Source organism: Pseudoalteromonas sp. MM17-2 (assembly GCF_022347945.1).
GTDB classification, from domain to species: Bacteria; Pseudomonadota; Gammaproteobacteria; order Enterobacterales; family Alteromonadaceae; genus Pseudoalteromonas; species Pseudoalteromonas ruthenica.
In genome coordinates, this window is record NZ_JAKRFV010000011.1 from 21561 (window position 1) to 35391 (window position 13831).

A 13831-nucleotide genomic window follows, 5' to 3' on the forward strand; every position below is an offset into this window, starting at 1 on the left:
TTGTGCATGAGTAAGTCGTTTTCACTCATCCCACTGGTCGCTGCCCTTGTAGCAGCACCGGCCTTAGCCTCACTGGATAAGGTCACCATGGCTGATTTGCCGACCCTACAGCAGGAGTCGCAACACAGTACAGCAAGTAAACGAGTGACGAATCTCTTCACACGTGCACACTACAAGCCAATACGATTCAATGATGAACTGTCGGAGCAAATGTACGACCGTTACATTGAATCGTTGGATTTCAATCGCACTATCTTCCTAGAGCAGGACATTGCTAAATACGAGCAATATCGTGATAAGTTTGATAATGCATTGAAATCCGGCAAACTCGATTTTGCCTATGATTTATTTAACCTTAGTATGAAGCGGCGTTTCGAGCGCTACGACTATTCATTGTCTTTACTTGAGAATGAATTTGACTTCACTAAGGACGACAAATATTACTTTGACCGTGAACAGGCGCCCTATGCGAAAACGCAGGAAGAACTCAATGAGTTATGGCGACAAAAGGTCAAATACGATGCGCTGCGTTTGAAGCTGACCGGTAAAGACTGGGAAGGCATTAAAGAGGTATTGGAAAAACGCTATACCTACACGTTGAAACGCCTAGTGCAAACAAAAAGCGAAGACGCTTTCCAAATTATTATGAACGCGTTTGCGCGTTCTATTGAAGCTCATACTTCCTATTTATCACCACGACGTGCTGAGCAGTTCAAGATGGACATGGATCTTGAACTCGAAGGCATTGGCGCGGTCCTCAGTTACGATGAAGATTACACCGTTATTCGCTCTCTAGTGCCCGGCGGCCCAGCGGATAAAACTGGTGAAATCAGCCCCGAAGACCGCATTGTTGGTGTTGCTCAAGGGGAAGACGATTTTGTTGATGTGATCGGTTGGCGTTTAGATGATGTCGTTGATCTCATTAAAGGCCCTAAAGGCACTGTGGTGCGGTTGCAGTACCTAGAGGGTAAAGACGACCACGGCATGCCCAAAGTAGTAGAGATCACACGTGATAAAGTGCGTCTTGAAGATCGTGCAGCGAAATCGAGTGTGTTCGAAGCCAGCTATTCTGAGCTGACCAGCAAAATTGGCGTGATTGAAATTCCAGGCTTCTATAACAACCTCTCTGAGGATGTTAAAGGCGAGCTGGTCAAGTTAAAAGAGCAAAAAGTAGATGGCGTGGTTATTGATTTACGCCAAAATGGTGGCGGCTCCTTGTACGAAGCCACCAAGCTGACAGGCTTGTTTATCGATCAAGGGCCTGTGGTGCAAATTCATACTCTTAACGGGCGAATTGAGCAGCAAAAAGACCGAGATGGTGTGACCTATTATGATGGTCCATTGACTGTATTAGTGGACCGTTACAGTGCATCGGCATCGGAAATTTTCGCGGCGGCTATGCAAGATTACGGTCGTGCGGTGATCATTGGTGAGCAAACCTTTGGTAAGGGCACGGTACAGCAACACCGAGGCCTGGGACGCAACTACGACTTGTACGACAACCCACTAGGTAGCGTGCAGTACACCATTGCTAAGTTCTACCGTATTGATGGTGGTAGTACCCAGCACAAAGGCGTGGTCCCTGATATTGAGTTGCCTTCTCCGATAGACCCCGCAGAGTGGGGAGAGAGCCAAGAAGACAACGCGTTGCCATGGGATAGCATTGTCCGTGCTAATTACGCGATGGTCGATACCCTTGATGGTACCATCAATTATTTGGCGAAGGAGCACGATAAGCGTGTTGCCAGTGAGCCTGAGTTCAATTATGTGATGCAAGACATCAAAAAGTACAAAGAAGAGAAAGATCGTAAATTCATCTCTTTGAACGAGAAAGAGCGTCTTGACCAACGTGATGAGCGCAAAGAGCTTGCTTTGAAGCGCACCAACGAGCGGCTTGCGCGTCTAGGTTTGGAAAAAGTGGAAGACGTTGATGATGCCCCTGAGGTATTAGATGAATTCGACCCATTCTTGGAAGAGGCGGCGTTGATCACCCAAGATTATATTAAACAAGGGCGATTGGCGAAGAACAATAAGTAACCAAAAACCACGAAAAAGGGCGCTTTGAGCGCCCTTTTTGTCGTTTAGACGGTGTTAAAAATGTTTTCCTCTGGTACTCTTTGCGCTGATAATAACAATAACCCTCGTGTGTCGTGCTTAAGGCGAGGGCAGGAGAATCATTGTGACAACCACCAAAGAAGCCAAGTTTCTTGATGCATTGATCCCCATCGTCGTGCTTATTTGTTTGCTCGGCGCAGCGGTGTATCTCTATGGTGACAGCTCGTCGTCAGGCCCCAACCAAATAGCCTTACTGTTTGCGACGTTCACCGCAGCATTGATCGGTTTAAAAAACGGCTATACCTGGAAAACCCTTGAAGAGGCGATGATTAAAGGCATCACCATCTCCTTGGGCGCTATATTAATACTGTTGATGGTCGGTGCCTTGATTGGCACCTGGCTGCTATCGGGCACCGTGCCGACGCTCATTTATTACGGCCTACAAATTATTAACCCGCATTGGTTTTATGCCGCAAGCTGCGTTATATGCGGAATTGTGGCGATGAGTATCGGTAGCTCTTGGACTACCGCAGCCACCATAGGTGTGGCCTTACTCGGGGTCGCCAATGGGTTAGACTTAGATCCTGTGGTTACCGCCGGTGCGGTTATATCCGGTGCTTACTTTGGTGACAAGCTCAGCCCACTGTCGGAAACCACTAACTTAGCGCCAGCAGTGGCAGGGGCCGACTTATTTACTCATATCCATCACATGCTCTGGACCACGGTCCCGAGTTTTGTGATAGCCGTGATTATTTTCATCTTTATGGGCTTTAACGCCGATGTGAGCAGTGATACCGCAGGCATAGATAACATGGTCGCTCTGTTGCAGGACAACTTTAACATTAGCATCGTCAACTTGGTGCCTTTAGTGGTGTTGTTGGCACTGGCTATTCGCAAAATGCCGGCATTCCCGGCAATTTCTATTGGGGCAGTATTAGGCGCGGTGTGGGCGCTGTTGTTCCAAGGCGAATTATTAGCCAGCCAAGTTGATGTTTCCCAAGGCCAATTAGTTGGCTATTTTAAGCTAGTTTGGGCAACCTTTTTTGACGGTTTTGCTATTCAAACTGGCAATGCGAAAATGGATAGCTTGCTCTCAGGCGGCGGCATGTCAGGGATGTTGACCACTACTTGGCTCATTATGATGGCGTTGATGTTCGGCGCTATCATGGAAAAGACCGGCCTGCTAGATGTGTTTGTGCGCAGCATCTTAAAAATAGCTAAATCCACAGGTTCGCTTATCGCATCCACTATCGCCACATGTATCGGCACCAATTTAGTCGCTGCTGATCAGTACATTGCTATTGTCGTGCCGGGTCGAATGTTTAAAGAAGAATACAAAAAACGGGGCTTACGCCCAGTGAATTTGTCTCGTACGTTAGAAGATGGCGGCACTATAACCAGCCCACTTATCCCTTGGAATACCTGTGGTGCCTACATGCAGAGTGTACTGCTAATTAACCCATTTGATTACGCTCTATACGCCTTCTTTAATTTGATTAATCCAGTGTTAGCAGTGATCTATGCTTATTTCGGTATTAAGATTTTAAAGCTAGAGCCAAAACACTTACAGCCTGAAACACAAGCGCAACGTAGCGAATAACCTATAATGTGGGCATCACCTGATGCCCACTCTGAGCAACAGAGGACTGTCCTATATGACCTCCCAGCATGGCAATGCGAAGTATTTAAAAGACTACCAACCCCCTCATTTTTTTATTGATACCCTTACCTTAGACGTTGATTTACAGCCGACGCAAACCACAGTGTATGCCCGCTCCGAGGTGCGTCGCAATGAGGCAAACCCGGCAAATGACTTAGTGTTAGATGGTATAGATTTAACTCTAAAAGAGGTAAAAGTTGATGGCCATACGTTCACCAACTACGACATTAACGACGAGCAATTACTGCTTCGCGATGTGCCACAACACTTCGTACTAGAGATAACAACGGCCTGTTCGCCACAAACTAATAGCTCATTAGAAGGTCTGTATTTATCAGACGGTGCTTATTGCACTCAGTGTGAAGCTGAGGGGTTTCGTAAAATCACCTACTTCCTTGATAGACCCGATGTTATGGCCGAGTATGAGGTCACCATCAAAGCGGATAAAGCCCAGTTCCCCTATCTACTGTCAAATGGCAACAAGATTGCCAGCGGTGACTTAGCCGATGGGCGCCACTTTGCAACTTGGCAAGACCCCTTTAAAAAGCCAAGCTACTTATTTGCCTTGGTAGCCGGGGACTTCGACGTATTACGTGATAGCTACACAACCGTCTCTGGTCGTGAAATAGCATTAGAGCTCTATGTAGATAAGGGGAATTTAAGTAAAGCCCCGCATGCGATGGCGTCGCTTAAGCGGGCAATGCATTGGGATGAACAACGCTTTAATCTTGAATACGACCTCGATGTGTACATGATAGTGGCGGTCGACTTTTTCAATATGGGAGCGATGGAAAACAAAGGGTTAAATGTCTTTAACTCGAAATGTGTGCTCGCCAATGCAGAAACCTCAACGGACCGCGATTTCCATTTGATTGAATCTATTGTCGGTCACGAATATTTTCATAATTGGACGGGTAACCGGGTGACTTGTCGGGATTGGTTTCAGCTCTCTTTGAAAGAGGGATTGACGGTGTTTCGAGATCAGGAGTTTAGCAGTGATCTAGGCTCACGAGCCCTCAACCGAATTGATGCGGTTAAGGTGATGCGCACACATCAGTTCGCTGAAGATGCGGGGCCAATGGCTCATCCTATTCGCCCTGAGAAGGTATTAGAAATGAATAATTTTTATACCGTGACAGTGTATGATAAGGGCGCCGAAGTGATCCGTATGCTGCATACATTGCTGGGTGAGCAAGGCTTCCAAAAAGGCATGCAGTGCTACATCGAGCGTCATGACGGCCAAGCGGTGACTTGTGATGATTTCATTAGCGCTATGAGTGATGCGAATGGCTTTGATGCCTCTCAGTTTAAACGCTGGTACAGCCAATCGGGTACCCCACAAGTGCATGTTCAGGAACAGTTCGACGCGCAACAGCAGCAATATGTACTCACCCTGAGTCAGCATCATAGCCCGACAGCAGATCAACCAAGCAAAGATAATTTGCTCATCCCTGTGGCGATTGAACTGCTTGATAGCCAAGGTAAGGCATTGAGCTTAAATGCGCATGGCGTCGCTGATAACGTATTGCAGTTACACCAAAGTGAACAGCAGTTTGTGTTTGACAATATCACCGAGCGACCTGTCGCGGTGCTGTTTGAGGACTTCTCCGCGCCGGTTAAGGTTCAGTTTGAGCAGAGCCTTAACGATCAATTGCATATAGTGCGCCATGCTAGCAGCGACTTCTCCCGCTGGGATGCGCAGCAAAGTGCATTAAGCGGGTGTATCCTAGACGAGCTTGGGCGGGGCGAAAAAGCCCAGCTTGATGAGGCAGTTTTAGCCACGTTGAGTGACTTACTTAATGGCGCATTAGTCGGTCAAGAACATGATCTGGCCTTAGTCGCAGAGCTATTACAGCTACCCAGCTTTGATACCTTGAGTGCTCATTTTGAGCAAGTTCCTGTTGATGCCATCACGGCGGTGACCGAGGCATTTGCGCAACAAATTGCCGAGCACTTGCAAGTGCTGCTGAGCGAAGTAGTGACCCAACTCAGCGACGATAAGCAGCAATCGCAACAAAGCGTTGCCAAGCGAGCGTTACTCGCGACCTGCATGGGGTATTTAGCGCGCGTAGATACGCAGCTTGAATTTATTGAGACTCAGGCACATCAGGGCTCAATGACTTTATCTTTGGCGGCGATAAAAGCGTTGATCCTTGCTCAACACCCTCGCAGTGGCGCTATGTTAGACGAGTTCGCGGCGCGTTGGCAGCATGATACTCTTGTGATGGATAAATGGTTTAATCTTCAGGCCCTGCGCAAAGGCTCGGACAGCTTCGCCAATCTGACTCGTTTATACCAACATCCTCACTTTAGTTGGCGTAACCCCAATCGAGTGCGTGCTCTTATTGGTGCCTTTGCGATGAGTAACCCAACGCAATTTCATGCCAAAGACGGGCAGGGCTATGCGCTATTGGGTGATGCCTTAGTGAAACTCAATGATATCAATCCACAGAACGCCTCGCGCCTGATCACGCCGTTGTTGGCATGGCGACGTTTTGATAGTACGCGTCAGCAGTTGATGAAAGAGCAACTAGAGCGTTTAAAGGTATTACCAAAACTCAGCAAAGATTTATTTGAAAAGGTAGATAAAGCCCTCAGTGAATGAGATTAAAGAATTTTATTTCACGCTTTCTATGAGTTACAGCCAGTGTCTGGCCTATTACAAAGGCCGGATTTCTGCTGTGCAAGTCATTGACGACGCCGGGCGAAAAATTCGTTTCCCGGCTAACAAACTGCTTCCCTATATGTCACAAATAGGCATCCGTGGGCGTTTTCGCTTGTTATTGGATGCGAATAATAAGTTTATTCGCTTAGAGCGCGTTCACTAATTCAACCTGCTTATGTGCGCTATTTTTAAACAGTTGTAAATTGCATTTGTCGTTAACGTTATTGTCATGTATAAAAATAGTGGTAGGATGTCATACCATTAGCGCAGATAAAGGAAAATTAACGCTTATTACAGGCCATTAATCTAGATTGTTTGTAAATTTCGCGTATCCTTTCTAATGTATAAGACTACACTAAAAACAATAACTTGATCTTAATTACCCGCGCAAAGGGGGGAAGCAACAATGATAAGACAGCCACTATTTGCTAAGCATCGTTTAGCGCTCTGTGTAGGGGGAGCGATGCTCGGCATGAGTAGCGCCGCACACAGTGCCAGTTTTACAGTCGGGGACTTCGATGTTAACTTCGACTCGACATTTTCATACGGACAAAGCATTCGTACGGAAGATAGAAACTTCGACGCCAACATAGGTAAAAGTAACCATCCACGCTTTGACTGGACCGGTTATAACGCCGCTTTGAATCCAATCTATTCATCTGCAGATGTGTGGGCCCAACCTGGCGCTTACTCTAATAATGGTGATGCGGGTAACTTAAACTTTGATAGTGGCGATACCTTTTCACAGCAGCTAAAAGGCACACATGAGTTAGCCATCAATGGCGACATGTACGGTTTCTTCTCGCGCTTCATGTATTTTTATGATTTCGCTTTGATGGATGGTGACTTTGCTTACACCAATCCTACCTCAGGGGAGCAGGTTGATCCCTGTGACTATGACGAAACCAAAGAGCAAGTCTGTGCTGATTTTCGTTTGCTTGATGCCTTTATTTGGGCCGATTTCGATTTCAATGAAGGTCGCAACCCGCTCTCTGTGCGTTTAGGTCAACAAGTTGTAAACTGGGGTGAAAGTACCCTGATATCACATGGTATCAATGTTAACCCTGTAGATATCGACCGCCTGAAGGCGCCGGGTGCTGAAGTAAAAGAAGCCTTTATTCCCGTCGGCATGTTATGGGCCTCACTAGGTATTACCGATAACATCTATCTTGAAGGTTTCTATCAGTACGAGTGGCATGAAACTCGTCTACCAGCATCGGGAAGTTATTTCTCGACCAACGATTTTGCCTCGGAAAACGGTTTTAACCAAAACGTACAGTTAGGCTTTACCTCCAACCCAGATATTGACCTTGCCTTTTTAACCGAAAGCCTCAACAACCTTGGCAGTGATTGGCAGATGGCCGCAGCGGCGCAGGGTATTGACCCTAATTCAGCAGCGGGGCAACAGTTACTGGCTAATATGTACTTGGCATACCCCACTAAGGTGGCACTTAAAGGCAAAGGTCACAAAGGTAAGACTGAGCCCGATGATGGCGGCCAGTATGGTTTGCGCCTAGGTATGTTTATGCCTGACTTTAATGATACTGAAGTAGCGCTTTACTACATCAATTATCATAGCCGCCGCCCAGTTATCTCTGGACAAGTATCGGACTTTACCGCCATTGGCGATGATTTAGCGATGCTGGCGACGACGGAAATCACAGAAGACAACGTCACCGATCTGCAAGCGTTTACCAAAGCGGTATTAGCTTATCCAGAAGACATTAAACTGTATGGCTTGAGCTTTAACACGGCGTTAGGCGAGACCGCGTTCTCTGGCGAATTTGCGTTTCGTCAGGATGAACCACTGCAAGTGGATGACGTAGAGCTTCTGTATGCTGGTATGCCTGAGCAGCTCGCTGTTGCCGGGTTACGTCCAGAATTTGCGGGTATTTCACAGTTGAGCCCAGGCGATGCGACCTCGGTTGTAGGCCCAGGTGAAACGGCACAAGGTTATATCTTGCGCAACACGGCACAGCTACAATTCACCGCCACGCACCTGTTTGGCCCTTATCTAGGTGCTGACAGCTGGGCCGTTGTTGGTGAAGTCGGCGGGGTGCGGGTTAATAACATGCCAGAGTACGATGAGCTGCGTTTGAATGTGGCGGGGACCGGACGCAGTGGCGTCATTCAAGGACCTGCGGCCGACTATACCGCGTTGCAAATGGCGCTTTCCAATGGCCCAGAAACCAATCCATTCCCAACGGCTTCGGCGTGGGGATATCGTCTTATTGCCAAGGGGGATTACTTCAATCTCTTCTCAGGCGTAAACTTTTCACCTAAGTTCGTATTCTCCCACGACGTCAATGGCATTACACCTGACCCAATGTACTTGTTTATTGAAGATAGAAAATCGTTGGGAATTAACCTGAACTTTAATTATCAAAATACTTGGTCTTTCGACGTAGGCTATAGCTCTTTCTGGGGCGGTGGTGCGACGAATAACTTCTCAGACCGAGACTTTGTGTCGTTTAATATTAAATATTCAATTTAAAAGGGTACACGCATGTTAACTAAACCTACCCTCATTGCAGCAGCCTTTTGTGGCATCTTTGCCACTTCTGCAGTACAGGCAAAAATAACACCCGAGCAGGCTGAACGCCTGGGCGCGGATTTGACACCTATTGGTGCACTTAAAGCAGGTAATGAAGATGGCTCTATTCCTGCTTGGGATGGTGGTATTACTAAAGCACCCGAGAATTATGAGCAAGGGATGCATCACCCTGACCCTTATGCAGATGATCAGGTCCTTGTCACCATTGATAAGTCAAACTTGGAACAGCACAAGGAATTCTTGAGCCCGGGTCAGATAGCCTTATTTGAGGCGTACCCTGACACCTTCAAAATGCATATTTATCCGACTCGCCGTAGTGCCTCTTTCCCGCAGTTTTATTACGATGCAACGAAGAAGTACGCCACTGAAGCGGAGTTGATCGAAGGCGGTAATGGCATCAAAAACACTGCTATCGGTGTGCCATTTCCAATTCCGGAAAACGGCTTAGAGGCCGTGTGGAACCACTTGTTGCGCTACCGTGGTTTATCGATTGCCCGTTATGGTGGTCAAGCCATGCCAACAGCCTCGGGTTCGTACAACCTGATTGGTTTTGATGAGCAGTTGTTAGTGAAGTACTCGGATCCAGAGGCCACACCGGAGCAGCTGCAAGAGTCGAATATTCTGTTTAAATTTAAACAGCGTGTCACCGAGCCAGCGCGCCTTGCAGGCACCGCATTGTTAGTGCACGAAACCATGGACCAAATCCTCACGCCACGCCAAGCATGGACGTATAACACCGGTCAGCGCCGTGTTCGCCGTGCCCCTAATGTTGCATACGATGCACCGGGAACAGCGTCTGATAACTTGCGTACTACCGATGACTTCGACATGTTTAACGGCTCACCGAACCGTTATAACTGGGAACTCAAAGGTAAAAAAGAAATGTACATTCCGTATAACAGCTATAAATTGCATAGCGATGAGCTAGAGTACGATGACATTCTTAAGCCTGGCCACGTTAATCCAGAACATGTGCGTTATGAAAAACACCGCGTTTGGGTGGTTGAAGCGACGCTTAAAGAAGGCACTCGCCACATTTACAAGAAACGCGTGTTTTACATCGATGAGGATAGCTGGCAGATTTCGGTCGCCGATTTATACGATAACCGCGACCAAATGTATCGTGTAGCCATGGCCCACGGTGTGAACTATTACGAAGTACCAACGCACTGGAGTACGTTGGATGTTTATCACGACCTAAACTCACGTCGTTACTTGGCTATTGGCTTAGATAACCAAGAGAAAATGTACGACTTCTCTGAGTCGTTCCAAGACAATGAGTTTACATCTAATGCACTTCGTCGCGAAGGGCGCCGTTAATCTCCTCGGAACTCCTCAGGTCTGCTGCTGCAGGCCTGAGGCTCTCACGTTAACCCTCTATAGGCTCAATTAGATATGAAGTACTTGCTTTGGGCGGTGTTGCTTTTGCCCCTTGGCGTCAGCGCGCAACAAGAGACACCACAACCGGCTTATCAGGCTGACAGTGCCACGCGCACGTTATTTACCGATATCACCACCACAGAATCACGCGTTATCGCCGTTGGCCAACATGGCACCATTGTATACAGCGATGATGGCGAGCAATGGCAGCAGGCCACAAGTCCTATTGATACCCTGCTGACAGCGGTGTTCTTTATTGATAATCAACAAGGCTGGGCATGTGGTCACGATGCCAGCATCTTAGGCACCACCGATGGCGGCGCCAGCTGGCAGTTACTGCAGTATCGTCCTGATCTTGATAAACCCTGCTTGGATATTCACTTTTTCGATAAGCAAAACGGCGTTGCTGTGGGTGCCTATGGAATGTACTTCGAGACCAAAGATGGTGGCCAAAACTGGACTAAACGCTTTTTAGATAGCCTTCTTTACCCCGAAGATAGGGACTACCTCAATGATTTGAAGGTCAACGATCCAGAAGGTTATGAGATAGAAACTAGCTCCATCTTGCCGCACTTTAACCGCATTGCTGAGACTTCCAAAGGGCTCTACATTGCAGGTGAAATGGGACTGATAGCGCACAGCACCAGCCAGGGTCAAAGCTGGCAACGGGAACAGGAGATATATCATGGCTCCTTTTTCGATATTGCTGAGGTCGAAGGCGAAATACTGGTTGCCGGTTTACGCGGTAATGCATTTAAACAAGGCGATAGCGGCCAGTGGCAAGCACTGCGCACGCAAGAGCAAGCAACCATGAACAGCATCGTCGAGAGCAACAAGGGTGGGGTGTATATTTTTGGTAACTCCGCTGTGATTTACCGCTTAGAAAACATGCAACAGAACCAGCTCAAGGCGCGTCAACGCGCTGATGGTAAAGCCGTGATGGATGGTGCGGAGTTTGCTGGTAAGTTGATTCTAGCAACGGAAGCGGGCATTCAAACCAAGGAGTTAAACTAATCATGCAAACTTTAGTGGAATTATTAGAGCGCAGTTTATTCCGCCATCGCATGTGGGTGATCTTGGCCTTTATTATCGCCACCGTGGCCTTGGCGTGGCAGGCAACTAAACTGCAATTAGATGCGTCGTTCAATAAGAATATCCCGCTTAATCACCAATACATGAAGGTGTATACCAAACACGAGAAGCAGTTTGGTGGTGCCAACGGCATCCTCATTTCCGTGTGTGATGCGCGCGGTGATATTTTTAACCCGGAATTTTTTACCCAATTAAAAGCAGTCCACGACCAACTGTATTTCATTCCCGGGGTTAACCGCCCACTGGTTAATTCAATTTACTCTCCAAGCGCGCGCTTTGTTGAGGTGGTTGAAGATGGATTCAGCGGTGGCCCTATTATTCCTGCAAACTTCAGTGCCGACAAAGCAGGCCTTGCACGAGTAAAAGAAAATATTGAAAAGGCCAAAGTTGTAGGGCGCATGGTGGCCTCGGACTACTCCTGTGCCATGGTCAGCGCTCAGCTTATGGAGTTTGACCCACAAACTGGTGAAAAGCTCGACACTCTTGATATTGCAGAGCAATTAGAGAGTAAGATTCGCACACCTTTAAGCACTGACAACGTCAGCATCCATATTATCGGCTTTGCGAAAATGGCCGGTGATATTGCTGAAGGTGCCAAAGACGTGGTGCTTTTCTTCGCTATTGCCATCGCTATTACCTTGGTGATGGTATGGCTGTTTTGTAAAAGCTTTAAGCTCACTCTGCTGCCAATAGGCTGCTCGATTATTGCTGTGGTTTGGCAAATGGGGCTATTATCAACACTTGGCTTTGGCCTAGATCCAATGTCGATTTTAGTGCCGTTCTTGGTATTTGCTATTGGCGTGAGCCACGGTGTGCAGATGATCAATGGCATTGCCAAGAAAGTTCAGTTGGGCAGCGATGCCAAAACCGCTGCACAATCAAGCTTTAAAGCCTTACTGATCCCCGGTGGCATTGCTTTGCTATCGGATACGGTGGGCTTCTTAACCTTGTTGGCGATAGACATCGGTATTATTCGCGAGTTGGCGATTACAGCCAGTTTGGGTGTGGCGGTGATCATCTTCACTAACCTGCTTCTGTTGCCTGTGATAGCGTCTTATCTGACCTTTTCGAAGCTCGCGGTACTAGAAGCCGATAATGCCAATAAGAACGCGCTATTTAAGCTCCGTGAATTGTTGGTTGCCACTACTAACAAGAAAAATGCGACGGCTATTTTAATTTGCACCGCTGTGTTGTTTGCATTTGGCTACTGGCAGTCACAAAACATGCGCATAGGCGATTTACACGCTGGGGCACCGGCGCTACATGAGGAGGCGCGTTACAACCAAGACACCTTCCTCATCTCCGATCGCTACAGTATATCTGTCGATATCTTAAAAGTGATTGTAGAAGCCTACCCAGCAGCTTGTACCGAGCACGAAGTGATGGACCGTATCAGCCAATTCCAATGGCGTATGGATAATATTCCTGGGGTGCAAAGCAGTGTTTCTTTAGCCAGTGTCGCTAAAGCCGTGAATGCCGGTTACAACGAAGGCAATTTGAAGTGGCAAACGCTACCACGCAATAGCGCTTCTCTCGTGCAAGCAACTTCACGGGTGGAAACCAGTTCAGGTCTTCTCAATGGCGATTGCTCGGTGATGCCAGTGATCATCTTTATGGAAGATCACAAGGCTGAGAGCATAGAGCGCGTAGTGGCCGCAGTGAAAGAATACGGTGCTGAATTTGGCACAGACAAAGTGTCATTCCGACTGGCATCCGGACCAATTGGGGTGATGGCGGCTACGAATGAGTCGGTATCTAAAGCGCAAACGCCGATGATGCTGTACGTCTACGGTGCGGTGATCATATTGTGTTTATTGAGCTTCCGCTCGCTGCGCGCCACTATCGCCGTGGTGTTGCCGCTATACATTGTTTCAACGTTGGCGCAGGCACTGATGGTGGGGCTGGAAATTGGCCTAACGGTGTCGACCTTACCCGTCATTGCATTGGGAGTGGGTATCGGTGTCGACTATGGTATTTACATACTCTCGTCAATGATGACTCAGCTCAAACAAGGCGTGCACTTAAGTGAAGCGTATCGAAATGCCCTAGCAGAGCGGGGCAGTGCCGTGCTCTTTACTGGTATCACCTTGGCAGTGGGAGTGAGCACATGGATCTTCTCTGCGTTGAAGTTCCAAGTTGATATGGGCATCTTGCTGACCTTCATGTTCTTGGTGAATATGCTCGGTGCAGTGCTCATTTTGCCAGCAATCGGCGCTTTTCTCTGGTCTGACCAGAAAAAATAATGTGAATACTTGTGTGCAGAAATGGCCTTAACCGGCCATTTCTATCTATATTTTGTGAATAGAATGCCAACATGCTGAAATCATTGGTCTGATTTCATCGAAAAGGCTTTTTATTAGCTGCAAAAGCGTTAGAATTTAACTGACTCCACGCTATTCAGTCACCCGTTCACAAGGCGGTATAG

At 47.6% G+C, this 13831-nt stretch carries 8 protein-coding genes; all 8 read left to right on the forward strand.

Going from position 1 to position 13831, the window contains the following annotated elements; genetic code table 11:
- Positions 1-6 precede the first annotated feature (6 nt).
- The 8 genes from prc to MHM93_RS10565 all read left to right on the forward strand — a co-directional run bounded on the left by prc (position 7) and on the right by MHM93_RS10565 (position 13649).
- Positions 7-2037 (forward strand): carboxy terminal-processing peptidase, encoded by a 2031-nt coding sequence (prc, locus tag MHM93_RS10530; protein WP_022943974.1) that lies wholly within the window; start codon positions 7-9, stop codon positions 2035-2037.
- Positions 2038-2179: 142 nt separating this feature from the next.
- Positions 2180-3655, forward strand: a complete 1476-nt coding sequence (gene nhaC / locus MHM93_RS10535) for a Na+/H+ antiporter NhaC (RefSeq protein ID WP_053911344.1) — start codon at positions 2180-2182, stop codon at positions 3653-3655.
- 55 nt (positions 3656-3710) lie between these two features.
- Complete coding sequence (gene pepN / locus MHM93_RS10540; protein ID WP_239449117.1) at positions 3711-6320, forward strand: aminopeptidase N; 2610 nt, start codon at positions 3711-3713, stop codon at positions 6318-6320.
- A 1-nt stretch (position 6321) separates the two neighbouring features.
- Positions 6322-6543 (forward strand): DUF2835 domain-containing protein, encoded by a 222-nt coding sequence (locus MHM93_RS10545; protein WP_026110974.1) that lies wholly within the window; start codon positions 6322-6324, stop codon positions 6541-6543.
- A 243-nt stretch (positions 6544-6786) separates the two neighbouring features.
- Entirely contained in the window at positions 6787-8874 is a 2088-nt protein-coding gene (locus tag MHM93_RS10550) for a DUF1302 domain-containing protein (RefSeq protein ID WP_022943970.1), read from the forward strand.
- A gap of 12 nt (positions 8875-8886) precedes the next feature.
- Positions 8887-10254, forward strand: coding sequence for a DUF1329 domain-containing protein (locus tag MHM93_RS10555; RefSeq protein ID WP_022943969.1), 1368 nt, complete (start codon positions 8887-8889; stop codon positions 10252-10254).
- Between the two features lie 75 nt (positions 10255-10329).
- Positions 10330-11328, forward strand: a complete 999-nt coding sequence (locus MHM93_RS10560) for a YCF48-related protein (RefSeq protein WP_045978719.1) — start codon at positions 10330-10332, stop codon at positions 11326-11328.
- Positions 11329-11330: 2 nt separating this feature from the next.
- Positions 11331-13649 (forward strand): MMPL family transporter, encoded by a 2319-nt coding sequence (locus MHM93_RS10565; RefSeq protein ID WP_239449118.1) that lies wholly within the window; start codon positions 11331-11333, stop codon positions 13647-13649.
- The last annotated feature ends 182 nt before the right edge of the window (positions 13650-13831 follow it).